The organism is Kallipyga gabonensis (genome assembly GCF_001286805.1).
GTDB classification, from domain to species: Bacteria; Bacillota; Clostridia; order Tissierellales; family Peptoniphilaceae; genus Kallipyga; species Kallipyga gabonensis.
Genome location: NZ_CXYV01000002.1, coordinates 1,020,825 through 1,047,169 on the forward strand (window position 1 = coordinate 1,020,825; position 26,345 = coordinate 1,047,169).

24 protein-coding genes are annotated in these 26,345 nt (G+C 50.0%); 20 read left to right on the forward strand and 4 right to left on the reverse strand.

Translation table 11 applies throughout. From position 1 onward, the window contains the following. Positions 1 to 2 precede the first annotated feature (2 nt). From BN2373_RS06145 to dusB, 4 genes are all read left to right on the forward strand, one after another. Positions 3 to 956: a P1 family peptidase gene (locus BN2373_RS06145; RefSeq protein ID WP_053943220.1), complete on the forward strand. Its 954-nt coding sequence runs from the start codon at positions 3 to 5 to the stop codon at positions 954 to 956. A 46-nt stretch (positions 957 to 1,002) separates the two neighbouring features. Next, positions 1,003 to 1,623 carry an ECF transporter S component gene (locus tag BN2373_RS06150; RefSeq protein WP_053943221.1) on the forward strand — a complete coding sequence of 207 codons (621 nt, stop codon included), beginning with the start codon at positions 1,003 to 1,005 and terminating at the stop codon, positions 1,621 to 1,623. A 74-nt stretch (positions 1,624 to 1,697) separates the two neighbouring features. Continuing rightward, positions 1,698 to 2,537 carry a type III pantothenate kinase gene (locus tag BN2373_RS06155; RefSeq protein WP_053943222.1) on the forward strand — a complete coding sequence of 280 codons (840 nt, stop codon included), beginning with the start codon at positions 1,698 to 1,700 and terminating at the stop codon, positions 2,535 to 2,537. Continuing rightward, the gene (gene dusB, locus BN2373_RS06160; RefSeq protein ID WP_053943223.1) at positions 2,527 to 3,507 is read left to right on the forward strand and encodes a tRNA dihydrouridine synthase DusB; all 981 of its coding nucleotides are present in this window, start codon (positions 2,527 to 2,529) and stop codon (positions 3,505 to 3,507) included. The genes BN2373_RS06155 and dusB overlap by 11 nt, the downstream gene beginning before the upstream one ends. On the opposite strand, the gene BN2373_RS06165 is transcribed toward dusB, so the two are convergent. From BN2373_RS06165 to BN2373_RS06180, 4 genes are all read right to left on the reverse strand, one after another. Beyond that, positions 3,476 to 4,825, reverse strand: coding sequence for a sensor histidine kinase (locus BN2373_RS06165; protein WP_053943224.1), 1,350 nt, complete (start codon positions 4,823 to 4,825; stop codon positions 3,476 to 3,478). The genes dusB and BN2373_RS06165 overlap by 32 nt on opposite strands. Continuing rightward, a complete protein-coding gene (locus tag BN2373_RS06170) occupies positions 4,822 to 5,520 on the reverse strand; it encodes a response regulator transcription factor (RefSeq protein ID WP_053943225.1) in 699 nt (232 codons plus the stop codon). The genes BN2373_RS06165 and BN2373_RS06170 overlap by 4 nt, the downstream gene beginning before the upstream one ends. Before the next feature lie 98 nt (positions 5,521 to 5,618). Beyond that, complete coding sequence (locus BN2373_RS06175) at positions 5,619 to 8,486, reverse strand: transglycosylase domain-containing protein (protein ID WP_053943226.1); 2,868 nt, start codon at positions 8,484 to 8,486, stop codon at positions 5,619 to 5,621. 280 nt (positions 8,487 to 8,766) lie between these two features. Next, the gene (locus BN2373_RS06180) at positions 8,767 to 9,012 is read right to left on the reverse strand and encodes a hypothetical protein (protein ID WP_053943227.1); all 246 of its coding nucleotides are present in this window, start codon (positions 9,010 to 9,012) and stop codon (positions 8,767 to 8,769) included. 541 nt (positions 9,013 to 9,553) lie between these two features. On the opposite strand from BN2373_RS06180, the gene hflX reads away from it, so the two are divergent. The 16 genes from hflX to asnS all read left to right on the forward strand — a co-directional run bounded on the left by hflX (position 9,554) and on the right by asnS (position 26,327). Beyond that, positions 9,554 to 10,858, forward strand: a complete 1,305-nt coding sequence (gene hflX, locus BN2373_RS06185) for a GTPase HflX (RefSeq protein WP_053943228.1) — start codon at positions 9,554 to 9,556, stop codon at positions 10,856 to 10,858. Positions 10,859 to 10,879: 21 nt separating this feature from the next. Beyond that, the gene (locus BN2373_RS07900; protein WP_053943229.1) at positions 10,880 to 11,512 is read left to right on the forward strand and encodes an IMPACT family protein; all 633 of its coding nucleotides are present in this window, start codon (positions 10,880 to 10,882) and stop codon (positions 11,510 to 11,512) included. Between the two features lie 48 nt (positions 11,513 to 11,560). Continuing rightward, positions 11,561 to 12,286 carry a YebC/PmpR family DNA-binding transcriptional regulator gene (locus BN2373_RS06195; protein WP_053943230.1) on the forward strand — a complete coding sequence of 242 codons (726 nt, stop codon included), beginning with the start codon at positions 11,561 to 11,563 and terminating at the stop codon, positions 12,284 to 12,286. A 20-nt stretch (positions 12,287 to 12,306) separates the two neighbouring features. Continuing rightward, positions 12,307 to 13,101, forward strand: coding sequence for a prolipoprotein diacylglyceryl transferase (lgt, locus tag BN2373_RS06200; RefSeq protein ID WP_053943231.1), 795 nt, complete (start codon positions 12,307 to 12,309; stop codon positions 13,099 to 13,101). A gap of 218 nt (positions 13,102 to 13,319) precedes the next feature. Then, entirely contained in the window at positions 13,320 to 13,757 is a 438-nt protein-coding gene (gene mraZ, locus BN2373_RS06205) for a division/cell wall cluster transcriptional repressor MraZ (RefSeq protein ID WP_053943232.1), read from the forward strand. A 12-nt stretch (positions 13,758 to 13,769) separates the two neighbouring features. Continuing rightward, complete coding sequence (gene rsmH, locus BN2373_RS06210) at positions 13,770 to 14,717, forward strand: 16S rRNA (cytosine(1402)-N(4))-methyltransferase RsmH (RefSeq protein WP_053943233.1); 948 nt, start codon at positions 13,770 to 13,772, stop codon at positions 14,715 to 14,717. After that, complete coding sequence (locus BN2373_RS06215) at positions 14,710 to 15,267, forward strand: septum formation initiator family protein (RefSeq protein ID WP_053943234.1); 558 nt, start codon at positions 14,710 to 14,712, stop codon at positions 15,265 to 15,267. The genes rsmH and BN2373_RS06215 overlap by 8 nt, the downstream gene beginning before the upstream one ends. A 31-nt stretch (positions 15,268 to 15,298) precedes the next feature. Further along, positions 15,299 to 17,452 (forward strand): penicillin-binding protein, encoded by a 2,154-nt coding sequence (locus BN2373_RS06220; RefSeq protein WP_053943235.1) that lies wholly within the window; start codon positions 15,299 to 15,301, stop codon positions 17,450 to 17,452. Between the two features lie 49 nt (positions 17,453 to 17,501). Then, positions 17,502 to 18,473, forward strand: coding sequence for a phospho-N-acetylmuramoyl-pentapeptide-transferase (gene mraY / locus BN2373_RS06225; protein WP_074018034.1), 972 nt, complete (start codon positions 17,502 to 17,504; stop codon positions 18,471 to 18,473). A 9-nt stretch (positions 18,474 to 18,482) separates the two neighbouring features. After that, on the forward strand, positions 18,483 to 19,814 hold the full coding sequence (gene murD / locus BN2373_RS06230; protein ID WP_053943236.1) for a UDP-N-acetylmuramoyl-L-alanine--D-glutamate ligase: 1,332 nt from the start codon (positions 18,483 to 18,485) through the stop codon (positions 19,812 to 19,814). A 13-nt stretch (positions 19,815 to 19,827) separates the two neighbouring features. Continuing rightward, positions 19,828 to 21,108 carry a putative lipid II flippase FtsW gene (gene ftsW / locus BN2373_RS06235; RefSeq protein ID WP_053943237.1) on the forward strand — a complete coding sequence of 427 codons (1,281 nt, stop codon included), beginning with the start codon at positions 19,828 to 19,830 and terminating at the stop codon, positions 21,106 to 21,108. Beyond that, on the forward strand, positions 21,098 to 21,868 hold the full coding sequence (locus tag BN2373_RS06240) for a cell division protein FtsQ/DivIB (RefSeq protein ID WP_053943238.1): 771 nt from the start codon (positions 21,098 to 21,100) through the stop codon (positions 21,866 to 21,868). The genes ftsW and BN2373_RS06240 overlap by 11 nt, the downstream gene beginning before the upstream one ends. An 84-nt stretch (positions 21,869 to 21,952) precedes the next feature. Then, entirely contained in the window at positions 21,953 to 23,041 is a 1,089-nt protein-coding gene (ftsZ, locus tag BN2373_RS06245) for a cell division protein FtsZ (RefSeq protein ID WP_053943239.1), read from the forward strand. A 1-nt stretch (position 23,042) separates the two neighbouring features. After that, on the forward strand, positions 23,043 to 23,507 hold the full coding sequence (nrdR, locus tag BN2373_RS06250; RefSeq protein ID WP_053943240.1) for a transcriptional regulator NrdR: 465 nt from the start codon (positions 23,043 to 23,045) through the stop codon (positions 23,505 to 23,507). A gap of 65 nt (positions 23,508 to 23,572) precedes the next feature. Further along, complete coding sequence (locus BN2373_RS06255) at positions 23,573 to 24,940, forward strand: replication-associated recombination protein A (protein ID WP_053943241.1); 1,368 nt, start codon at positions 23,573 to 23,575, stop codon at positions 24,938 to 24,940. Between the two features lie 10 nt (positions 24,941 to 24,950). Beyond that, entirely contained in the window at positions 24,951 to 26,327 is a 1,377-nt protein-coding gene (gene asnS / locus BN2373_RS06260; protein WP_053943242.1) for an asparagine--tRNA ligase, read from the forward strand. Positions 26,328 to 26,345: the final 18 nt, after the last annotated feature.

Sequence of the window (26,345 nt, forward strand, 5' to 3'; positions counted from 1 at the left end):
CCATGTATCCAGGACAATTAACGGATGTTCCGGGTTTTCAGGTTGGGCACGAGCAAAACCGGGAATGGGGAACAGGAGTGACCGTCATTCTTCCTCCGGAAGGAACAACCGGTGGAGTTGAGGTCAGAGGCGGAGCCCCGGGCTCCCGGGAAACCGACCTGCTCCGCCCGGAAAATATGGTTTCTCAGGTTCATGCCGTGGTTTTATCCGGAGGGTCAGCTTTTGGTTTAGAATCGGCATCCGGGGTAATGAATGAATTGGCAGCCCGGGGTATTGGATTGGACACGGGTTTTGCCAAGGTTCCCATCGTCTGTTCCGCTGTCCTCTATGACTTAGGACTGGGGCAGGCAAAATGGCCGGACATGACGATGGGGAAGGAAGCTCTTCTCAGGGCTTCATCAAAGGATTCTTCCCGGGGAAACATAGGTGCGGGAACCGGATGTTCAGTTGGCAAAATTGCCGGCATGGACCGGTCGATGAAGTCCGGTCTCGGTCAGGCCTCTCTCCGTCTTGGAGACTTGGTCGTCTCCTGCCTGATTGCGGTCAATGCCGTTGGGGACATTCGAGACCCGGAAAAGGGCAACCGACCTATTGCCGGTCTTTTAGGCCGCGATGGAAAACCGGGTTCCACCTTGGACTTTCTTATGGACGGGGAAAGTGGGGAGGATCTTCTGGGAAAGAACACCACGATCGGTTGCATAGCGACTAACGCGAAACTGGATAAGGCCGGGACCCTCAAGGTTTGCCAAATGGGTCAGGACGGCCTTGCTCGATCCATCGAACCCGTCCATACGCTTTTTGACGGCGATAGCCTCTTCTGCCTGGCCTCAAATCGGGTGGAGTCGGAACCTAACCTCGTAGGTATCCTGGCGGCAAAAGCCGTTCAACGAGCGATTGTCAACGCAGGGGAGTCAGCGGAAGACGCTTACGGACTTCTGTCCTACGTTTCTCTATGACTCGAATGAGACCGGCATCCCAAGCGAGCCGGATCGGAGGTAATTCATGAACACAAAAAATGAACGTTTTTTCAATGCAAAGAACCTGGCCACTCTTGGCCTTTTGATCGGGATCATCCTGGTGATTGATATGACCCACCTGGGCTACTTTACCTTTGGTGTTATTTCAGTCACCTCTTTGCATATTCCTGTTATTATCGGTGCCTGCATAGGCGGCTGGCGGTACGGTGGCATCCTGGGGCTGGCTTTTGGCCTGACCTCTTTCTTCAGGGCCCTTCAGGGAGGAGAAGGTCTCATGACCCCCTTCTTCATGAACCCCCTTCTCTCCATCTTGCCTCGTCTTCTCTTCGGCCTATTTGTTGGCTTCCTGGTGGACCGGTTAAAGGGCAAGAACCCCTTCTTCCACTATGCCCTCCCCGCATTTTTGGGCACCATGGTTCACACGACCATGGTCATGGGTGGAATTTACCTGGGCTACGGCCAGCGTTTGGCTGAGATGATCGGGGGAAACATGGAAGCGGTTCGGGCCATGGTCCTGGCCGTCTTTGCCACCAACGGGCTTCCGGAAGCGGTCTTTGCCGCAATCTTATCCCTGGCTGTAATGGGAGCTTATGAAGTTAAGACAGGGAAAGCCAATACGACAAAGCCTTCTACGATCAGCCACTAAATCAGACGGCTAATCCCGGTCGGCCCCTTGGCCGACCGGGATTCTTTTTTACTCAATGAAAGGTTGTTTTTACCATGGCGAGCGTCTTAAACAAAAATGTACCGGATTCCCGGCTCCTGGCCTTGGATGTCGGCAATACCAATATTACTATCGGGATCTTTTTGGGATCCACCATCGAACACCAGTGGCGGCTCCAGTCAAATTCCCTGAAAACCTCGGACGAATATGGGATTGAAATCGAACAGATCCTTAACCACTGGGGTTACTCCGCTTCCTGTCTAAAGGATGTGATTTTGGGCTCTGTTGTACCTCTGATGAATCACCGGATGTCTACCATGTCCCGACGCTTCCTGAAACGCGAGCCCATCATTGTTGGCGAGGGAACGAAGACCGGCATGGCCATCCGGATGGATAATCCCAAGGATGTGGGAGCGGACCGGATTGTCAATGCCGTGGCCGGCTATGAAAAATATGGCGGCCCCCTCATTGTCGTGGACATCGGAACGGCTATTACTCATGATGTCATCTCTTCCAAAGGCGAATACCTTGGTGGGACGATTGCTCCGGGTGTAGGCATTGCCACTGACGGCTTGACTTCTCGAACTGCCAAGCTTCCTAAGGTGGAGCTCCAGCTCCTGGACCATGCCATCGGAAAGAATACGGCGGAAGCCATGCAGGTGGGGATCATCCAGGGGTATATCGGCTTGGTTGACCACCTAACCTCTATACTCATTGATGAAATTAAAGAAAGGGAAGGGGGGGACCAGGAGGTGACAGTCGTTGCTACCGGCGGCTTCTCCGGTCTTCTTTCCTCCAACTCCGTCTACACCCAGTATATCGACCATGACCTTACCCTACAGGGTCTCCGTTTGATCTATGAAAGAACCATGCGGGCAAGGGATAATGAAAGGTAGTAAGCCGGTCGGCCTTGCCCCTTTAGCGGGCGTTTCCGACCTTTCCTTCCGCCGACTGGCTTTTCAGGGAGGAGCGGATTTTGCCGTGACAGAGATGGTTTCTGCCAAAGGGCTCTACTACGGAAGCCGGCGAACCCGGGATCTTATGGCCACCCATCCCGACGAGGGAGACCTTTCTCTCCAGCTCTTCGGTCATGAGCCGGAAATATTGGCCAAGGTGATCACGGAGGTGGTCAACCCCAGAGAGGACTTCGTAGCCCTTGACCTCAATATGGGATGTCCCGCCCCGAAAATTGTCAAAAACGGGGATGGGTCGGCTTTGATGAAAAATCCTATCCTTGCAGGCAGGGTCATGCGGGCCATGGTAAAGGCATCCACCAAGCCGGTTACCCTGAAGTATCGATTGGGTTGGGACCATGATTCCATCAATTACCTGGAAATCGGCCGAATCGCCCAGGAGGAAGGAATCGCTTCTCTGACCCTCCACGGTCGAACCCGGGAGGCCATGTATTCGGGAAAGGCGGATTGGGAAGCAATCGGCAGGCTTAAAGACCATGTAAAAATCCCCGTTATCGGAAACGGGGATGTGAACTCTCCGGCTTCAGCTCGGGCCATGATGGAGATGACGAAGTGTGATGGAATTGCTATCGGTAGAGGGGCCATGGGCCATCCCTTTCTTTTTCAACAAATCAAGGATTTTCTTGAAAAAGGGACTTGGGAGCCTATGACCTATGGCCAGGTTTTGGACCTGGTCCGCCGGCATTATGATTTGGAAATTAAGGAGAGAGGGGAGAGAGGGGCCCTCCTCATGATGAGGACCCAGGTTCCCTGTTATATTGAAGGTTTTTTCGGGGCATCCAAGGTCCGAAAGGAGGTCAACAGTGCAAAAACACGACAAGAGGTTTTTGCCATCCTCTCCGACTATGGGGACAGGTTGTCTAGCCTTTCAAAGGATCTTGTTCAAAGATAACCCGGAAGCTGGTTCCACGACCGGGACGGGAGGTTACTTCGATACGCCCACCTAATTGGTGGACAAAATTTTGGGTGATGGAAAGGCCGAGGCCGGACCCACCCATTTTTTTATTCCGGGAGGATTCCACTCGGTAAAAACGTTCAAATAGGTGGCTCTGGTCAGCTTTGGAAATGCCTACTCCATTATCCGTTACCGTCAAATAGACGGTGTTTTTTGCCTGGTTCAAACTGACTCGAATCCGTCCTCCCTGATCAATGGCTTTGATGGCATTGGATAGGAGGTTGGCCAAAATTTGACGGTAGAGCCGACGGTCAGTATCAATTTTGACCATGGGGTCAATGACGCGGACCAGGAGACCGGATTTCTTCTTGATCGGCCCTTCAAAGGAGTCCAGGATTTGGTTGGTTAAGTTCGTTAGGTTGGTGGACTCAAAAGCCGGACGGTTTTCGGAGGAGGCATCATCAAAGGATTCTTTGAGGCCAACAACGATGGCTGATAGCTGGTTGACATTGGCCTGGAGTCCTTTCAGGACCTCTTCGTTCCAGTCGACAACCCCGTCGTCCAGAGCCTCAAATTCCAGGGAGAGGTTGGTCAAGGGGGTTCGGAGTTCGTGGGCAATGTCCTGGGCATAGTTCAGGCGACTTTCCTCCTGGTTCTTGAGAGTGGAAGCCAGATAATTAAGGTTAGAGGAGAGGTTTTGAATCTCCGGGACCTTGGAATGAACCGGGTCCAGGTCGTAGTCCGCTCGGGCAAGTTGTGAGGTTTGGCGGGAGAGGATTTCAACAGGTTCAGTAATTCGCCGGGAAAATCGACTGGTGAGGAGGTAGGCCCCCACCGTGTAGGCCAAAATAAGGAGGGCAAGAGAACTTAAAGCACCGGTTAGAAAGCGGTTTTGAAGTTTCTCATAGATGGGGTTGTTGAGATCATGAGTGACGAGAAGGGTGCCGATCTGATTTTGTTCATTATCCACAAGGAGATAACGGGCAACCCGGAGATCCTGGTCGTCATGTTCAACCAAGCCCTCATAGCTCACCTGGATTCGGGAGGAGTCATCCAAGATGCTGATGTTGATGTTGGAGTTTCTCGCATAGGCAGTTAGCTTTTCTCGCCAGGAATCTTCCCGGAAGGAAAAACCCTCCTGACGGACAATATCCGATATGTCCCCAACCACCCTTTGGATCCTCTCTTCTTCAACGTGAACAAGGAGGCGGTCAAAAGAATCGGTAAAGGAGTAAACGAGGAAGCCGGCAATTACCATGACCCCAACCATCATAAAGAGAAGGACCTGGATAGCCAGCCGAGTTCTCAGTTTCATGACTCTTTCGCCGGACTTCCGGCCCGGTAACCCACCCCATAAACGGTCTGGATATATTCAGGGTTTTTCGGATCGTCTTCGATCTTTTGGCGGATATTTTTAATATGGGTGTCAATGGCCCGGTCATAGGCCTCATAGTCCATGCCAAAGGTTACCTCAATAATTTCATCCCGGGTGAAGATTTTTTTGGGATGGGAAAGGAGGGTCTGGAGGATAAGAAATTCATTTTTGGTCAAATGAATCTCTTCTTTATCTTTATAGGTCCGCATGGCTTCTATGTCCATCTCTACTCGACCATCTCCGGAGGAAAGGGCAGTGGACTCCTCTTCCGTACTTTGAACTCTCCGGAGGATGGCCTTGACTCTTTCCACCAGCTCTCTGGCGGAGAAGGGCTTAGTCATATAGTCATCAGCTCCTTCTCTGAGGTTTCCGATACGGTTGGAGACATCGGTTTTTGCAGAAACGATAATTACCGGGGTCGTGCTTTCCCGGCGTATTTCCTTAAGGAGGTCTTCGCCGGAAAGCTCAGGAAGCATGAGGTCCAATACGACCAAATCCGGATCGACCTCATGAAAAAGGGATAAACCTTCCTTCCCGTCGGTTGAGCTGACTACCTCGTAGCCTTCCTTCTCCAAGTAAGCTTTTTCAATATTGAGGATGGAGGACTCATCTTCACAGATTAAGATTTTTGCCATTGTTGCTTCCTTTCATTATTGCTAATGTAGAGAGACCAGCCTCTTTAACGAAGCTGGTCTTTTTCATTCTTCTTTATGCCCATAAGACCTTTCCAAGACTAATGGACAGGCTCCTTGGGCTTCTCTTCGGAAGTAGAGGGCTTTTCAACTTTGGATGAGCTGGAAGATTTGGACTCTACCGGACCCAGGCTGGAGTACCTGGTGGGAACTTCGGTTTTCCAGTCCTCAGGAGTAATTCCGTTGAATTTTTGAGGATCATAGGGATCTTTTCTTTGAGTGAAGACCCAGTAGCCCTTGACTTCCTTCGGCGTATTAGAGGAAGCCAGAAGAAGGTTCCGCGTATCCACAATACGGGACACATGGACGTCACAGACACCCTTGGGTTCCGTTTCCTTGGAACAGAGGACCTGGATAATGGGATGACGGCTATCATGTTTGCAGTAAGACCCCGGTTTCAGACCGGAAGCCGAACATAGGTAAACGGGATAAACCCCCTCAGGCTGGTCAAATTTCGCCGGTTCCTTATCTTCCATGAGGATTTTGGCTACCCGTCCATAGACGGAAACGCCATTGGCTGAATTATAGGCCATGGACATCTGTGCATTATCCATGCCGACCCAGACGGAAGTGGTGTAATAGGGATTAGTCACACAACACCAGTAATCTTTATTGTCGTTGGTGGTTCCGGTCTTTGCTCCCTGGTCCAACCCCCGGATGCGGATGCTGGGATTGATCCAGGACTGCTTTGAAGCAGCCAGGAGCATATCCAGCAACTGGTAATTCACTTGAGGATTGAGGACTTCGGTTTCCGGATGTTTATTTTCAAAATAAACCTTGCCGGTATTATCAACAATCTTGGAAATAGCCAGGGCAGGGATCCGCTTCCCATTGTTGCCGATGGCCTGGTAGGCATTGGCCATGTCCAGGGTGGTCAACCCCCGGGTCAATGCTCCCAAGGCCAAGGAGAGGTTTTCATCATTCGCTCCCCCGATGGACTCATTCTCTTCGATAAAGTGGTCCCAGTCCCGGTGGTCCTTGTTGATAATTCCATAACGGGTCAGGGCGTCTTTCGTTGCCTTAATTCCCACCTTGTCCAACCAACGGACAGCAGGAGGGTTGAGGGATTCGGATACCGCTTTTTTCATATAGACCAGGCCCTGGTAGCGACCGTTATTATTAGAGGGCCATGGTTTGCCGTCCACCATGGAAATGGGAACGTCATCCATTACAGAAGCCTGGCTGTAACCTTGAGCCAGAGCCGCTGTATATTCGGCAATGGGTTTGATGGAAGAACCGGGTGATCGGGGGAAGCCATAGGCACGGTTGACAAAGTTGCTGTTGTCATCCTCCCGTCCGCCGATGATTGCCCGGACTTCGCCTGTCTTGGTATCCAGGACGGTCACAGCTAATTGGGGTTGTTTTATCCCTACATCATCAAAGGCGTAGTGGTCAGGATTGATGACCAGCGCACCATCTTTGCGGAGGGAGTAGAGCTGGTTTTCACTGGAATTGAAGTAGGCCGCGGAAATATGGATAGTCCCGTCCTGATCTGTGGAGATATAGTCTTCGCCAATGGCGATGGAAGACACCTGGTGGGTCCGGAAGACATTGTTATCATCATAAGTATAGAAGTTGGTGATGATTAAGGATCCCTTGTTTGCCCGTAGCCTTCCCGGCTGGATAGATAAGGAACCATCATCGTTCACCTGGAAGGTCTTGGCCGGGAGAATAACCCGTCCCTGATCGTCCATGAGATTTTCTTTTTTATAATAAATGACGGTGTCGTTGGCGTTAAGAACATTGCCCCAGCGGTCATAGTTCAAGTTGAGACGGAACTTGCTCACGCTGCCACCTGCTGTCTGGTTGACGGTGGTATTGAGGGATGAAATGGATTTTTGCAGTTTATCCTGGAGAGCCAGGTCAATCGTTGAGGTGATGGAAAGACCACCGTAGTAGAGCTTGTTTTTCGCCTCTTCTTCTGAGATTTTGCCCTGGTCCATAAGAAGTTCAATCGCCTGGTCACGAATGAGGTCTGTAAAATAGCTGGAGGAGTTTTCGATTTGCTTGGTCACCGGTTTGATGGTTTCCGCTACATCCGTCGTGGAAGCTTTCTCATATTGGTCTTCGGTGATATAGCCATTGTTCAACATTTCCTTCAAGACATATTTTGATCGCTCATAGGCAGGGGCGTTATAGACACAGATATATTTTTCACCATTGATGGTTGTTTCACCCAGGACCCTTTCATCCGTTACCTGGGAAGGACGGTAGGTGGAATAGAGAGAATAGTGGGAAGGAGCGGGAACAACAGAGGCCAATGTTGCACATTGGGCCAGGTCCAGTTCAAGCGCAGGCTTAGAAAAATAGACTTCAGCAGCAGCTTCAACGCCGTAGGCCTGTTGACCAAAGAAGATCCGATTGAGATAACTCTCCATGATCTTTTTTTTGGCTTCTTCTTTACCTAAGCGGCTGGTCAGAGCTTCTTCCATCTGGAGGGCCAGGTACATTTCCTGAATCTTTCGCGACCAGTTCACGTCATAATTTAAGTAAACATTTCGGGCTAGCTGCATAGTGATGGTTGAGGCTCCACGGAGTCCACCGGACCTCATCAAATCCTTGACTGCTGCAGCGATGCCGAAGAAGTCAACGCCTTTATGGGTCCAAAAGCGCTTGTCTTCCGCAGAGACGAAGGCGTTGACCAGGTCCTCCGGAATCTTGTCATAGGGGATGACCTTGCGGAATTCAGCCGTTTCAATTTGCTTGATGAGCTTTCCATCCTGGTCGACAATTTTGGATGATTCGGTCAAGCCGGAAAGGAGCTCCTTGGAATCCACCTCGGGGGCTTCAGAGGCAATGAGGAGCATGGAACCGGCCAGGTAGCCGCCAAGAATGCCCAAGAAAATCAGAAGGGAGACGAAGAAAATCCCTATGCTGTTTATTACTGTTTTTCCAATTGACTTATGCAAAATATCCTCCAAGTTGATAACCGGCAGACCGTCAAGTCCTTTGAGGGCCAGTCTGAAAATGATAGAAGCAGACTTTTTATTAAGAGCATTTTACCATATTTCAGCGGATATATTTATCGGAGCCCTTCTCTTTTAAAGGTCCGATCAAAATAATTGATCTGTAAAAGGAACAGTAAAAAGTGGCCACTCTCCATTTAGGGAAAAGTGGCCATCGAAACAGTCTTTGGCTAAGCTGAGAAAATTCTTTTCTTCGTTAAGTGGAGGGGAAAGGTCCTAAATATTATTTTACTTCATAGGAAACGACCATTTTATCTAACTTGGACCATTCCTCTTCCTTTACCTTATGATCTTCTATCGCCTGGTTCACCTTGAGGTCGATTTCTTTCTGTTCACCATAATCCATGTGGTCAAAACGGATAGAGCCCAGCTCGAAACGATCTTCTTCCGGGAGCTGCAAAAAGTAGGTGATGGTCACATCATCAGCGCCCTCCTTCAACAGAGTTTGGGCCCGCCCTTTGACAGACACATCTCCTTTTTCATCGAAAGAAAGCCGAGTATCTACTTTGAAATCTTCACTTTTATGTTGGCCACTTCCACATGCTGTCAAAAGAAATACGAAACAGAGAAAAAATATAATTATTTTTTCATGCTAACTCCATTCTTGATTAATTGATTGGGCAAGCGCCAAAGTCACCATATTCTTCAATCAGTTGATATTTAGGGATGTTGGAATGAAAGTACTTAATCAAACTATATAAAAAAGAGATCTAAATGATCATTTCATGTACCGATGCTAAACGCATTCTTCGATGGTCATTTCATTATCCTTAGAATTTTATTTTTCTTTATATAATTGTATATCAGCATAATGAATAAATCAAGGAATCCTTTTCCTCATTGATCGCTTTAACAATTTATATGAATTACAATTTTAAGCGGCATATGGATTGTTAAATAGCCTTTCAGGAAAGACAGGCATCAATCCGGCAGGTTCATCCCACTTTCATCTTGGGCGGGAATCTGGTATTCTCTAAAAAGTATACTGTACAAGAAAGGGGGTGGTGGCCATGGAAGAAGCTTTGTTGGTTTTTGTTTATACAAGAAAGGACCGGGATAAACAGGAGGCCAGGCAAAAGGAATTGGAAGACATTGTGACTTCCTCCGGAGCTCAGGTCGTTGCTATTATCAGTCAAGAAGTGGATGCCTACAGCCCCCAAACCCTTCTTGGTTCCGGAAAGTTGTCTGAAGTGGCAGACATGGTTAAGGCCAATGGCTGGGACCTGGTTATTTTTGAAGAATCCCTGACGGGGTCCCAACGAAAAAATCTCCAGGATGCCATTGATGCGAAAATTTTGGACCGTGTGGATGTCATTTTGGATATTTTTGCCCAGAGGGCAAGGACCAAGAAGGCTAAACTGGAGGTCCACCTGGCCCAGCTGGAATACCGCCTACCCCGCCTCCGGGGCTATGGGGAATCCCTCTCCCGATTGGGAGGCGGGGTGGGGACCCGGGGACCCGGCGAGCAAAAGCTGGAGACCGACCGTCGGGCCATATTAAGCCAGGTCAAGTCCATTAAAGCAAAGCTAAACAAGCTTTCCGGTCAGGCCGCTCAGGCGGCGGAAAAGAGGCGGTCGGGTTCCGTCCCTCTGGTTGCCCTGGTCGGTTACACCAATGTGGGTAAGTCCACCCTCATGAACCGGACCCTGGACCTCTTTGGCGGGCCTGCCCGGTCGGGTAAGGATGTCTATGCTGATGACCGGCTTTTCGCTACTTTAGATACCGCCACAAGGAGAATTCAAAAAGAAGGGGAGCCTCCCTTCCTCCTGGTGGATACGGTGGGCTTTATTCATGACCTCCCGGACAAACTTCTCCCTTCCTTTGAATCCACTCTCTCGGAAGCGGAGTCGGCCGACCTCCTTTTAGTTCTTATCGATGCCTCCAACCCGGCCTATGAGGAGGAAATTAACCTGGTCACTCAAACCCTACGAAAACAGGGGGACCCGCCGCCCATCCTTTTTCTCATGAACAAATCTGACCTGAATCGGCCACCCCTTGTTACCGACAGGGACCGGACCCTTCGGATTTCAGCCAGGGATCCGGTGTCTGTAAAAGGTCTGGTCGACCGGATCCTTATGGAACTTTATGGGGAGGAAGACAGGGTCCACCTCCTTCTTCCCTACGAAGCCATTGGCAACCTCCAAGCCTTCCGTGACCAGTCTCAGGTTATCAGGGAGTGGGGGGACGAAGAAGGCCTCCATTGGTGGGTCCGGACCAGGGAAAGCGTCCTGGATAGCTACTTAAAGAAGAATCCTGCCTTGGAAAGAAGGAAGCCTCCGCCGGATTTTTTGGATGATGGAGGGGATAAAGAATGACCCGTGAGAGGAGGCGGAGATTTGACTTTTTATTCCATAGAAAAAGCGTCAAGGATTGAATTGGACATCAAAAAATCCCTCTTTATCGGTCAGGCTTGCCCTGTACAAAGCGAAGAAGAGGCCCTGGCCTTTATTGATGGCGTCCAGACCGCCCACCCCCAGGCCACCCACCACTGCCGGGCATATATCATAGGGGAGGCCGGCCTTATCCAGCGCTTCCACGATGACGGCGAGCCCTCAGGAACAGCCGGTATGCCCATACTGGAGACAGCCAAACAGATGGAGCTGACCAATGTGGTCATTGTCGTCACCCGGTATTTCGGCGGCATAAAACTTGGGGCAGGGGGATTGGTTCGGGCCTACCGTCAGGCGGCTCGTGAAGCCCTGGAGGCCGGCCGGATTACCCTTTATGTCCCCTGGAAAGAAGTGGACATTCAGATTGCCTACGAGAGCCTGGGGAAATGCGACTACCTCCTCCAGGAATCCCCGGTGGTCGAAAGGGACCGGGTCTTTACGGACCAGGTCGCTTTAACCTGGCTTATCCCGGAAGATCGGGTCGGTTGGATCCGGACCCAGGTCATGGAGATCAGTGCCGGCCAGGCAAAATTTGAGGAAAAACAAAGGCTCATGCTCCCGGAAGTGAATCCGAAATAAGGGGTATGACAATATAAAGATTGATCAAATAAGGAAAGAAGGTTAGTCATGTCAGGACATAATAAATGGAGCAAGGTGAAAAATGTAAAAGGAAAAGAGGATGCCAAGAGGGCCCAAGTCTTTACCAAGATGTCCAGGGCAATCATGGTGGCCGTCCGGGAGGGAGGGCCTGAACCTGAATATAACTCGGCCCTTCAATCGGCCATTGAAAAAGCCAAGGCAGAGAACATGCCCAACGACAACATTGAACGGGCCATCAAAAAAGGAGCCGGAGAATTGGGCAATGCTGAATTCTTCTCTATTGTCTATGAGGGATATGGCCCGGAAGGGGTGGCGATTATCGTGGAGACCCTGACCGATTCCAAGAACCGGACGGCCGGGGAGATGCGGTATATCTTTGACCGGAACGGAGGAAACCTGGGGAACCCGGGTTCCGTCACCTTCCAATTTGACCGGAAGGGGATTTTAGCCGTTGATGGTGAGGGCAAGGATGAGGATGAGGTAATGATGGACGCCCTTGATGCAGGTGCTGAGGACCTGGTGAGGGAAGATGATGTCTTTTTGATCACTTGCCAGCCTGCGGATTTCATCCAGGTCAGTAAAAAGCTTCAGGAAATGGGATATACTTTCTCTTCCGCCCAGGTGGGCTACCTCCCCAAGAATAAAGTGAAGGTGGAGGATGAGGAGGCCTGCAGTCAAATCGAGAAGTTGATTTCCGACTTGGAGGACAATGACGATGTTCAGGATGTCTACTCCAATTGGGAGGAAGCTTAGTCACGAAGAAAGGATTTGCTATGCAATACACTGGAGACCGTGTCGCATTTTCCCTGTTTGGGATTGATGTTTATTGGTATGCCATCATCATTGTCTCCGGGATGATCCTGGCCCTTTATTTAGTATCCAAAGAGATGGAACGCCGCAAGATGAATCCTGATGATGCTTATGACATCGGCCTCTGGATTCTCCCTTTCGGTGTTGTGGGTGCTCGGATTTGGTATGTCATTTTTGAGTGGCATCGCTATGACTCCTTCCTGGATATGATTAACATCCGGGACGGGGGGTTGGCAATTCAGGGCGGAATCATCGCCGGACTTATTGTAGGCTTGATCCTTGCCAGAAAGAAGGGGTTCTGGTTTCCCCGGCTTTCGGACATTGTCATGCCCGGCTTAGCCCTGGCTCAGGGAATAGGTCGGTGGGGAAATTTTATCAATAATGAAGCCCACGGCGTTCCCACCGACTTACCATGGGGCGTCATCATTGATGGGGTATCCTACCATCCCACTTTTTTATATGAGTCTCTGGGTGACATTCTCCTCTTTATCCTCCTTTTTCTTTATTCAAGGAAATGGCTGAAGAGGGATGGCCAGGTCACCTGTCTCTATTTTGTTGGATACGGGATTCTCCGTTTTTTTGTTGAAGGTCTCCGGACGGATTCCCTCATGTTCGGCAATTTCCGTGTTGCCCAGGTTCTGGCTGTTTCGGGTCTGGTGGTGGGACTGGTCGGTTATATCATTCTCTCCGGGAAACCCGCCAATGCCGACATACCCGGGAAAAATCCATATGATAACAAGGAGAGCCTTTCTTCCTGACATTTTTATGGGAATTCCCTCCACTTTTGAAGAGGAACTCGGATCTCTTCCTTCAAAAGATTGAAAAATCAAGAGTTATGCAGTGAGCAAGCCCCAAACGGCTTGCTCTTTTTTTATGCATTATTTCAGAAATTTAATGAAATCGCCCTTGTTCTTTTATGATTTATGGCCTAAAATGGGTTTAGGTGGAAATAAGTGGAGAAAAGTGGAGGAAAGCCATGTTTTTGGGTGAATACAATCACAGCGTGGATAGTAAGGGAAGAATTTCCTTGCCCGTTAAATTCCGCGACCAGCTTTCTCAACCCTTTTATATCACTCGTGGCATGGAAGATTGCCTGTTTATCTACGACCAGGATGAGTGGATGCGGATGGATGAGAAGATCCGCAAGCTCCGTTTGACCGCCAAGGCTGCCCGTGGCTTCTCCCGTATGTTTTATGCCGGGGCCATGGAAGTCAGTCTGGACAAGCAAGGTCGTTTTGTTATTCCACCTCATTTACGGTCCTATGCCGGCATTGAAAGCGATGCCGTCATTGTAGGCGTCAGCGACCGCATTGAAGTATGGGACAAGCAAGCATGGAATTCCTATATGGATTCTGACGCTATGGATTATGACGAGCTTACTGAATCTCTGAATGCAAGCGATACTGATCTCTAGACAGGAGGATCGATGGAATTCCAACATACTCCCGTCCTTCTTCAGGAGACTTTGAAAGGCTTGAACATTCAGGGGGATGGCACCTACGTCGACTGCACAGTGGGCGGGGGAGGTCATTCGAAAGAGATTGTAAAAGCGTTGACAAGCGGAAGACTCATAGCTATCGACCAGGATGTCGAGGCTTTAGACGCCGCTAAGGTGAATCTGGCCCCATGGGCTGAGCATGTTCGTTTTGTCCACGCCAATTTCAAAGATCTCGACCATATTCTTGTTGACCTGTCCATTAATCGCGTGGAAGGCATTCTGATGGACATCGGCGTATCCTCTTACCAGTTGGATCAAGGGGAACGCGGTTTTTCCTACCACCAGGATGCTGAACTCGATATGCGGATGGACCGGAGTGCGGATATTCCTACCGCAAAAGATATTCTTAAAACGTATTCCAAAGAGGATCTTTCTCGGATTATTTATGAGTATGGGGAAGATCGATGGGCCGACCGGATTGCAACATTTATTGTCGAGGCTCGTAAAAATCGGCCGATCGAAAACACGGCTGATTTGGTGGACATCATCAAGCGGGCTGTTCCCAAGGGAGCCCGTCTGGATAAACACCCTGCCAGACAGGTTTTTCAAGCCCTCCGTATTGAAGTCAACCATGAACTTGACGTTCTTGCCGAGAGTCTTCAAAAGGCAGTGAACCGCCTGGAAGTGGGCGGCAGACTCTGCGTAATTGATTTTCATTCCTTAGAAGACCGGATTGTGAAAAACGCTTTCAAACAGATGGCAACCGGGTGTATATGTCCTCCGGATTTTCCGGTATGTGTATGTGGACACCATCCTGAAATCAAATGGATAAACCGTAAACCGATTGAGGCTTCTTCAGAGGAAGCCAAGTCCAATCCGAGGGCCCGATCAGCCAAACTCCGGATTGTAGAAAAGTTAGGGGATAACAATGGGTGAGCCAGCAAGACAATATATCGAAGAGAGACCGGCCCGTCGACGTCAAATTGAAATTATTCAGGACCCGCCTCAGCCGGTTCAGAAAAGGGGGAGGAGGCAATCACCGAAGAAGGGTTTGAATGAAAAAGGAAAGGGCCATGCGAAGAAGGCAAGGGTGAAAGGGAAGAAAAAAGCCAAACCACAAGCCCGAACCGCTCGGATGGGACAGAGAGCTCTTTTCACACCGGCTCAGGGACTATCGCTTTTCGTGATGTTGACCGCCTTTGTGGGTTTGCTTATCGCCAACCTAATCAGTTATAATGAAGTGTCAATCGTTCAAAATCAAATCAATGAAACGCGGCAAAAAGTCCAGGCCCTCCAGTCCGAGACAGACCTTTTAACCATGAAAATGGCCCCCTATAGTGACCCGGACCGGATTGAAAGGCTGGCAAGAGAACGCCTTCAAATGGTCAAGCCCCAAGATAAAGACATTATCTCTATACATGCCAATCCCAAGGACGTCTATAAGGATCCCGGCAGTCAAAACCAACTGGCTGATCAAGGAAGATAATTGCTGCCGCTTAAAAACCAGGTGGTGAGGCATGCTTTTCAAAAAATTGAAATCATTGAATAAGCCGAATGAAATCAACCTCCAGTCAAGAACAAGACTGATTTATGTCTGTCTCCTGGCTGTTGTGGTTGGATTTCTTCTTCGGCTTTTTTATTTGCAGGTCATCGGAGGAGATGATTATCGGGCCCAGGCTTATGCCCAGCGGAGAACGAAAAAAACGGCTCAGGCTGAGCGTGGGGCAATTTACGATCGAAACCAGGAGCCCTTGGCAATTTCCGTCAACATCACTTCTGCCTACCTTTCTCCTAAGCAGGTGGATCCTGATGATTATCAGGAAGTTGCCGATGCACTTTCTTACATCCTTGGTCTGGAACCGTCCAAGGTCATGGATGACCTGAAATCCAAGAAATCCTACATAAGAATCAAGGATAAAGTTTCTGATGGGGAGATCCAGGCTTTGACGGCTTCCGGAATTCGAGCAATATCGCTGGAGCATGAGAGCCAGCGTTTTTATCCCAACGACAGTCTTCTTTCCCAGACCCTGGGCTATACCAACGATGAGGGGCTGGGTATTTATGGTGCAGAAAAGGAGTTTGACCAGGTTTTGAGGGGGTCGGCGGGTCAGGATGTCTTCACCAAAGACCTCCGCGGACGTGTTGTTCCCACTGAAGAAGGCAAATCTTTTGACCCTTCTAATGGTCAATCCGTCTGTTTGACCATTGACCTGGAGGCCCAGAAAATCCTCCGGGAGGAGATGGTCAAGTGTGCAGAAAAATACACCCCTAAATCCATCACAGGGATCATTTCCGATCCCAACACGGGGGAAATCCTGGCCATGGAGAGCCTACCCAACTTCAATCCCAACCAACCCCGGCAACCTGAGCGTAAGGAGGACCGGGTTCGTTGGGACTCGATGACTGAAGAAGATAAACTCAACCTTCTCTACGAGCGGTGGAAAAACCCTGCGGTATCCGGACTCTATGAACCGGGCTCCGTTTTCAAGTCCATCACTACGGCTTTAGCTCTGGACAGTCAGGCACTTGCAGCAGATGTGGACCACGTCCTTTGTCAAGGTTCTATCCAAATTGCTCCTCAAACCAGGATTTCCTGCGACATGGGAAGAGCTCACGGAGAGGAACTCCTGAAAGATGCCTTAGTGAATTCCTGCAACTGTGGCTTTGTTCAGATTGTTTGGAAAATCGGCCCTCAACGCTTTACTTCCTACCTCCATGCTCTACGTGTGGGAGGGAAGAGTGGAATCGACCTTCCTGCTGAAGCTTCATCAGTGATGCCAAAAACCCTGGCGGACATGGACCAGGCTCGCTTTGCCACCATGTCCTACGGCCATGGCCTATCCGTCACACCTATTCAGGTACTCACCATGGCCAATGCCACAATTAATGGGGGGTATTATATCCAACCCCATATTTTCTACCAGTCCTTAAATTCTGATAAGACTCTTCTCTCCACCTACAAGGTAGAGAAACCGGATCCCATCTTTTCCCAAGATACGGTCAAGACCATGCGGAACTATCTTCAAGCTTCCGCCTCCAAGCCTTTTAAGGAACTAAAGGGAAAACCGGTCGGAGGAAAGTCCGGAACGACCTTAATCGCCAAGGACGGGGTCTATACCCGGGATACCGTCGCTTCCTATTTTGCTTTTTATCCGGCTGATGATCCCAAACTGTCCATCTTAATCGTTGTCAACACCCCTAATAACCAGGGCTATGGCTCCTTGATTGCTGTTCCCGTAGCCAGTCAGACCCTGACCCGTTATGTGGAAAGGGAAGACGGGGAGGAGAGAAAAGGTCCCACTCCTGGACATGCCTTGCCTGATTTTGTAGGAAAAACGGTGGAAGAAGCAGAGAAAACCGGCTATCTTTTCACCCGATACGGGGCCATGTCGGAGTTTTCCATCATCGGTAGCCAAATGCCTAAAGCAGGTGGCCTTTACCGGGAAGGCCAATCGATCACCCTATATCCGGATGACCAGGCTTCCTATCTTGTTCCGGACATGACGGGGGCAAGTAAACAAAAGGTGGAGGAGATCTTCCGGGCGACGTCGATTCCTTTTGATACCAGAGGGGAGGGAAAGGTTATCGACCAGGATCCCAAGCCGGGAACGAAAGTTCCGGGAACTACCCGGGTCCGCTTTATTCTGGATAACACGAAGGAAGGAAACTGATGCAAGAGATTTCAACCCTGTTTCGCATGATACAGAAAGGATGATTATGATGGAATTGCAACACCCGGGCTTGCTGGTTTTCTTTTTAGCAACCCTCTTTAGCGGTTTGGGAACTTACTTTTGGATTCGCTTTTCCCGAAAGGAATCGATCGGCCAGCCCATCCGGGAGGAGGGCAACAAGGCCCACTATAAAAAAGCGGGGACACCCACCATGGGCGGCATTGTCTTTACCCTGGTCAGCCTGATCCTCCTTTTTATTTTTACCGGTTTTCGCCTGGAAAGCCTCTTTCTCTTGCTGGGCACCCTGGGCTTTGCCCTGATCGGCTTTTTGGATGACTATGAAAAGGTCAAGCAAAAGCAAAATGAGGGTTTGACTCCACGGCAGAAGCTTTATCTCCAATTCGGTCTATCTTTTATTCTGGTCATCCTGGCCTTCCTGACGAATGGAGACCTGAGCCGGCAGAAGATTCCCTTTTTTAATGTCACCCTGGACTTGGGCTTTTTCTGGGTTCCCATCCTCATGTTTGTCGTGGTCGGGTCAGTCAATGCCGTCAATCTAACGGACGGCTTGGACGGACTTTGTACCGGGGTTTCTATCCCCGTCTTCTTTGTCCTCGCCCTGGCCGCCCTCATTTACCCCTATGCGGTTTGCAATGTCATCTATTACTATGCCTTGATTTTTGCCGGTGCCCTGGTGGGCTACCTCTTCTTTAATGCCCATCCCGCCTCCGTCATGATGGGGGATACGGGGTCCATGGCCATCGGGGGTGCCATCGTCTCCCTCCTCCTTCTTTATAACCGCCTACTTTTCATGGTGGTATTGGGTGGAGTTTATTTGATGGAAGCTCTATCAGTCATTATTCAAGTCACCTATTTCAAACGGACGGGGGGCAAGCGAATCTTTAAGATGTCGCCCATCCACCACCACTTTGAACTGTCCGGATATCCCGAAGAGAAGATCACCGTCGCTTTCAGCCTGGTTTCCCTCCTTCTCTCCCTGCTTACCCTGGCTATTTTTTAGGAGGTTTCTATGAAAATCAAAAGCCCTGAAGGCAAAGACCGCATCCTTTTGTATGGCCTGGGCGTCACCGGAAAGGCCATTCTCTCTACCTTCCCCAAAGCAGGATGGAAGGTGACTCTCTATAATGACCAGGAGGTCAGTCTCGACGACCTGGTTAAGGAGGGTCTTAACCTCTCCATGGTGGACTTGGCCAAGGACCTGGATGAGATCCCCTGGTCCGACCTGGCCTATGTGGTCAAGGCTCCGGTTATCCCTCTGGATAAGCCCCTCCTGAAAAGGGCCGGGGAAGAGGGCCTGCCGGTCTGCTCCGACATTGAACTGGCTTACCGACTCTTTCCCAACCAGCCCATGGTGGCTATCACCGGGTCCAATGGGAAAACAACTACCACCTCCATGGTGACCCATATTCTCAATGGATCCGGCCATCCCGCCATCGCCTGTGGGAATATCGGTCTGGCGGTCTTTGAAGCCATTGATAAGGCAGATCCCGACACCTGGCTGGTCATTGAATCCTCCTCCTTCCAGCTGGCTTCGGTGGACCGGTTCAAGCCCCCCTATGCCGCCATCCTCAACGTTACCCCCGACCACATTGACTGGCATAAGGATTTTGCCCATTATGCGGCCTGTAAGTTCAATATCTCCAAGAGTCAGGGGCCGGAGGACATTCTCTACCTCAACCCCCACGACCGGCCTTCCAGGGAAGCCTTTGAATCCGGCCGCTTCAAGGCCAATGTCAAGTGGATTGATCCGGAGGGGGAATGGGCTCAGGAAATTCGCCAGCCAGGTTTTTGGACCCTGGTGGGGAGCCACAACGTTGACAATGCCCTCTTTGCTGCCGGCCTCTGTCATGAAATAGGACTGGACTGGCCCACCATAAAAGAAGCCCTTCAAAGTTTTCGGGCCATCGAACATCGGATGGAGGTGGTCGACACCATCAACGGGGTCACTTATATCAATGACTCCAAGGCTACCAATGTGGATTCTGCTGTCCGGGCCATTCACTCCCTCCAGGCCCCCCTCATCGTCATCGCAGGCGGCTACGACAAGCACGTCCCCTTTGACGAATTTTATGAGGCCTTCCGTCCCCAGGGCAAGGCCATGATCCTCATGGGCCAGACCCGGGACAGCCTGAAGCAGGGAATGGAAGAGCGGGGAATGGGAGATCGGGTGGTCATGGTCGATAGCCTTAAAGAAGCCATTGACAAGGCTTATGATATGGCCCAAGCCGGTGACGTGGTCCTTCTTTCTCCGGCGTCCGCCTCCTGGGGAATGTATAATAACTTTGAAGAAAGAGGTCAGGAGTTTAAGGATTTGGTCCAAAACCTGAAAGGTCGGAATTAAATAAGGAGTTTCCATGAGAGTCGGAACCATGATGCAAAAAAAGAATAAAAGAAAGGGAGAGACAAGGGGAAAAATCCGCAAAGTCTCCGGCAAGAGACCCGGTTTTCTCCGTCTTTTTGTCAAGCCGGAGGGGAAGATGGATGCCCCCCTGCTGGCATTAGCCCTGGGCTTTATTGTTTTTGGCGTGATTATGGTCTTTTCTGCTTCTGCTCCGTGGGCTTTAAGGGAGTACGGGGATCCCAACTATGTTTTGAAACGAGATCTGGTATGGGGAACAATATCCATTTTTGTCCTGGTCCTGGTTTCGCGGATTCCCTACCGGATCTATCGACGCTATGCCTACCTCCTTTATATTTTAGCCTTTATCCTCTGTATCCTTTGTTTTGTTCCGGGTATTCGTGTCGTTCGTAATGGGGCCCACCGTTGGATTGGTCATGAATCATTTACCATCATGCCTTCCGACTTTCTTAAGATCGGATCGATCATGTTTTTATCCCGCTACTTATCCAAGCGGAACCGGGCCATGGATAAGGGGAAAAAAGCATGGAAGTCCTTTTTTTTCATTTTGGCATTCATTGGCATAACCATCCTTCCCGTCCTATTACAGCCCAATTTCTCCGCTGTTATGGTCATTTCTATCAGCCTTTCGGTTCTTTTTTACGTCGGTGGGATGAAGATCCGGGAAATTATTCCTCTAGCTCTTTTTGCCCTGGCCGGCCTCCTCTATGCCTTCTGGCCGCGTGAGGGAAACTACCGACTTAACCGCCTTCTGGTGATGTTGGATCCCATGAAGGACCCCCTTAATGAAGGCTGGCAGCTTATGCAGTCTCTTTTTGCCGTCACGACAGGCGGCCTATTCGGCGTGGGATTTGGACAGAGCCGACAAAAGTTTGATTATTTGGCCGATGAACCCCATAACGACTTTATTTTTGCGGTTTTATCCGAAGAGCTGGGCTTTATCGGCAGTGCCATCTTCATCATTTTCTACGCGTATATGATTTATCGGATGGCCAAGGCGGTCAGGAATTGTCCAAATCGTTTCGGACAACTTTTGGGTTTTGGCCTCACCTTTATTATTGCTTTTCAGGCCATGGTCAATATCGGGGTAGCCATCGGCCTGGTTCCGCCGACCGGGATTACCCTTCCCTTTATTTCCTATGGCGGATCCTCCCTATTGGCTGTTTCCATGATGATGGGGATCATACTGAATATTTCCAGAGAGACTGTTCAAAAACCTGTGGCCGGGAAAAGCTTGCCGGCTGATTCGGAAAGGGGGGCCTACCATGGAAATTAAGAAAAAATCGATAAAGAAAAAATCAAAGAAGAAAAAACGACGGATTTGGCCCCTTGTCTTGGGCTTTTTTCTTCTGTTGTTCGGCTTCATCGGATTTGTACTAAAGTCAAAAAAATTTGAAATCCACTATGTGAATGTCGAAGGCAATACCCTCCTGAGTGATCAGGAAGTAGTGGATCAGATGGGGAAAATCGAAGGGAATATTTTTCTTTATTCACCCAAAGAGGCCATTCTCCGCCTGCAAAAAGTGGAGGGGATTCAGGAGGTCTCCATTGAAAAGGATATGCCCGACCGGATTAACGTCCTGATTAAAGAGTCTTATATTTTGGCCAATCTGAAGGGGGATCCGTCTTACCAGGTAGATAACCGGGGGATAGTTCGGGAAAGAGGAAAGGGAAACGTGATCAAAGACAGGGTTGTTCCCTTGGAGGTGGTTTGGAATAAGGGGGTAATCGAAAAGGGGAAAGCTCTTTCTGATGATCCCCGGGATATTGACTTCATGGCAGCCCTCTTAAAAACGAAAATATCTGATAATATCAAGCATGTAACCTTTGATAAAACGGGCAATATTGATATAATGATTGAAGATATTCTCGTTCATTTTGGGGAACCGGATGACATTTTCAAAAAAATCAACAACATTACGGCAGCCATCAAAGAAATTCGGACGAAATCCATTCCTGCCCAAGAAATTATTGTGAAAGATGGCCGGGAGATGATTGTTGTGACCGAAGGTGAGGAAGCCGGTCAGGAAAAGTAAAAGAAAGTAGATTCGTTGGAAAGCTGGAGACGAGGTGTGTCATGCCTTGGGGAATCCGAGCGTAGAAAAAGCATGGGGGGACCAATGACCAGTAATTTTGACATGGAATTAAATAACGACGGTTTAGCAAAAATCAAGGTATTAGGTGTTGGCGGTGGCGGTAACAACGCCCTGAACCGGATGCAGACAGAAGGTCTGGACGGCGTAGAGTTCATTGCCATTAATACGGATAAACAGATTTTGGATGTCGTCGAAGCGGACCGCAAACTTCAGATCGGAACGAAGCTCACCAGAGGTTTAGGCTCCGGCGGAAACCCGGAAGTCGGATCAAAGGCTGCTGAAGAATCCAAATCCGATGTCCAGGACCTCCTCCAAAATACCGATATGGTTTTCATCACTGCCGGAATGGGCGGTGGAACCGGGACAGGTGCTGCTCCGATTATCGCAGAAGTCTCCAAGCAGATGAACATTTTGACCGTTGGCGTGGTAACCAAGCCCTTCGGATTCGAAGGACGAAAGAGGGCAAGCCAAGCGGAATCAGGTATCCAGGCTCTTAAGGATAAGGTGGACACCTTAATCGTTGTTCCTAACGATCGTCTCCTCCAGATTGCCGAACGTCGGACAACCATGCGGGAAGCCTTTGGTATGGCTGACCAGGTTCTGATGAACGGTATCAAGGGCATTTCCGACCTTATTGCGGTTCCGAACATGATTAACCTGGACTTTGCTGACGTTGAATCCATCATGAAAGACCAGGGCATCGCCCACATGGGGATTGGCCTGGCTTCCGGTGAAAATCGTGCCGTTAATGCGGCTAAAGCCGCTGTTAAGTCTCCTCTGCTGGAAACTTCCATTGACGGAGCTAAGGCAGTCCTTGTCAATGTTACAGCGGCAGACATTGGTCTCTTCGAGGTTAATGAAGCGGCAGAGCTCATCCGTGAAGCAGTCGATTCCGATGCCAACATCATCTTCGGTGCCGGCACCGATGAATCCCTGGGCGATGACCTCAAGATCACCGTTATTGCCACCGGCTTCGATTCCAAGCAGCTCAATGCCAATAAGAACGAATCGTCCAAGTCTTCGAAGGATTTGAAAGATGATAGTGCAGCACAAGCCAAGGACCGCCAGGATGACGGTCTGGACATTCCTGATTTCCTGAGAAAGTACCGTTAAGATGAAATGTCCTTTCTGTTCTTTTTTGGACACAAAGGTGATTGATTCTCGCCCAACCGAAGATAACATGGCCATACGTCGTCGGAGGGTTTGCCTCCAGTGTCACAAGCGTTTCACCACTTACGAACGCTTTGAGGACCAGGCTATTGTCGTGGTTAAGAAAGATAAGACGCGGGAGTCTTTCTCCAGGGCTAAGGTCCTTCGTGGCATGATCAAGTCCTGTGAAAAACGACCCATCGCCGTGGACCGGTTGGAAAGAGCAGCCGATGAGATAGAAACGGCTCTCAACCACCTGAACCAAAAGGAAGTCTCCTCAACCTACATCGGCGATTTGGTTATGAGTCAGCTGAAGAAGATTGACAAGGTAGCTTATGTTCGTTTCGCTTCGGTCTACCGGGAGTTTGAAGATGTGGAGAAGTTCTATGACGAATTGGAGCTTCTGAAGGATGAGGGTAAGGAAGATTGACCGGTTAGAATGTTGACTGATAAAGAGAGCCTAGTGCTCTCTTTTTTCATGAAAAGGAGGATGTTATGGACCTATTTGACCTCCAAAGAGAAAAAGAAATTCAAAAGACGGCTCCCCTGGCTGACCGCCTACGCCCCAAAACTTTGGATGATTTTATGGGGCATGAGGACATCCTGGGGAAGGGGAAGGCCCTTCGTCGCTTGATCGAAGCTGACCGGGTGCCTTCCCTTATCCTCTTCGGCCCACCGGGAACCGGAAAAACCACCTTGGCCTATGTCATCGCACAGACTACCAGGAGATCCTTCAAAAAAATCTCGGCAGTAACAGCCGGAGTAAAAGAGGTTCGTCAGGTTATCCGGGAAGCTCAGGACGCCATCAGCTTCGACAATATTCGGACCATCCTTTTTATCGATGAGATCCACCGCTTCAACAAAGCCCAGCAGGATGCCCTCCTTCCTCATGTGGAAGACGGAACTATCACCCTGATCGGAGCGACAACGGAGAATCCCTTTTTCGAAGTCAATAAGGCCCTTCTTTCCCGCTGCCAGCTGGTGGAACTTCACCGTTTGGACCGGGAAGACCTGGGCAAGATACTGGACCGGGCATTGTCCGATCCGGAAAGCGGCTTGGGGAAGGAAGAGATCAGCCTGACCGATGGGGGCAGGGAAGCTCTGATTTCCGCCTCCTCAGGGGATAGCCGGATCCTTTTGAATTCCCTGGAAATCGCCTTTCTTTCCAGCCCGATTGAAGAAGGAAAGCTGATTTTGGATAAAGATGATATTCTCCAATCCATCCAGCGCAAGGTCCTCAGCTACGATAAGGGGGAGGAGGAACACTACAACACCATTTCCGCCTTCATCAAGTCCGTCCGGGGGTCCGACCCCGATGCCGCCATCTATTATTTAGCCCGGATGTTGGCCGGTGGGGAAGATCCCCTCTTCATTGCCCGCCGCCTGGTCATTCTGGCCTCGGAAGACATCGGTAACGCCCAGCCCATGGGCCTGGTCCTGGCCCAGTCCTGCATGGAAGCGGTCAATAAGATTGGGATGCCGGAGGCCAGGATCATTCTCGCTCAGACAACCATCTACCTGGCCTGTGCCCCAAAATCCAATGCGGCCTATTTGGCCATTGACAGGGCTCTGGACTATTACCGCAAGCATGCCGACCAGGCCATTCCCCTCCACATTCAAGATTCTCACTATGCCGGAGCGGGAGAACTTAACCGAGGCTTGGGTTACCTCTATCCCCATGACTACCCCGGGGCCCTTGTCTTGCAAAACTACCTCCCGGATGAGATAATGAAAGGTGAATTTTATCAGCCAACAAACCACGGATTTGAGGGGAAAATGAAGGAATTCCTCGATGAAAAAACGGATATTTTAAGCCGAAGGTCGGACTCTGATGGGGATCCGTCCAATGGCTTTCACCAATAAGGAGGCCTGAATGCAAATCAAAGCACTTTATCGGCAACCGGACGATTTCGCCGGGAAAGAAGTTACTATTCAAGGATGGATCAAGCAGTCTCGAATTTCAAAAAATGTTGGATTTCTCATCGTCAATGACGGATCTTTCTTCCAGCCGGTTCAGGTCGTTGCTTCAGCGGACCTGGATAATTACCGGGATATTGCCCATATCCCTAATGGATCTTCCATTGAAGTTAAGGGGAAAGTTGTCGCCACCCCTCAGGCTAAACAGGCTTTTGAGATCCAGGCTTCCTCTGTGCGGCTTTTAGAGGCTTGCAGCCTGGACTACCCTCTTCAGAATAAGCGACAAAGCTTTGAATTCCTGCGGGACCATCCCTCTCTTCGGTCTCGGACGAACACCTTTATGGCGGTCTTCCGCCTCCGGTCTGAGCTGGCCTATGCCATCCATAACTTCTTCCACAAGGAGGGCTTTACCTACATCCACACCCCCATCATTACCGCATCGGATGCCGAGGGGGCGGGGGAGATGTTCCAGGCAACTACCCTGGATCTTGGACAAGTCCCAAAAAACGACAAGGGTGAAGTGGACTATGGGGAAGATTTCTTTGGCAGGGAGGTCAATCTTACCGTTTCCGGCCAGCTTGAGGTTGAGCCCTTCATCATGTCCCACCGCAATGTCTATACCTTTGGTCCGACCTTCCGGGCGGAAAAGTCCAACACCACCCGCCATGCGGCTGAGTTTTGGATGATTGAGCCTGAGTTGGCCTTTGCCGATAATGCCATGACCATGGATAATGCGGAAGCCATGGTTAAATCCGTCATTAACCATGTTATGGAAGCTCTCCCCGAGGAAATGGACTTCTTCAACCAGTGGATTGACAAGGGGCTGATTGACCGACTCAACCAGGTTCGCCACTCCACCTTTGCCCGGATGACCTATACTGAAGCGATTGAAATCCTGGAGAAGGCCAATGACCGCTTCGACTATAAGGTCAAGTGGGGGTCTGACATTCAAACGGAACATGAGCGTTATTTGACAGAGGAAGTGGTCCATGGCCCCCTATTCGTTACGGATTATCCTAAGGAAATCAAGGCCTTCTATATGAAGCAGAATGACGACGGAAAAACGGTAGCTTGTTTCGATATGCTGGTACCCGGCATTGGCGAGCTGATTGGTGGGTCAGAGAGAGAAAATGATGCCGATAAGCTCACCGCCCTGATGAAAGAGAAGGGGATGGAGACAGAAGGCTATGAGTGGTACATCAATCTCCGTCGCTTCGGTGGTTGTGTCCACGGAGGCTATGGCCTGGGCTTTGAGCGTCTGGTCATGTATGTTTCGGGAATGGGAAACATCCGTGATGTTCTTCCTTACCCTCGGACCGTTGGAAGCCTCTAATTCGGATAAGGAAAGCGA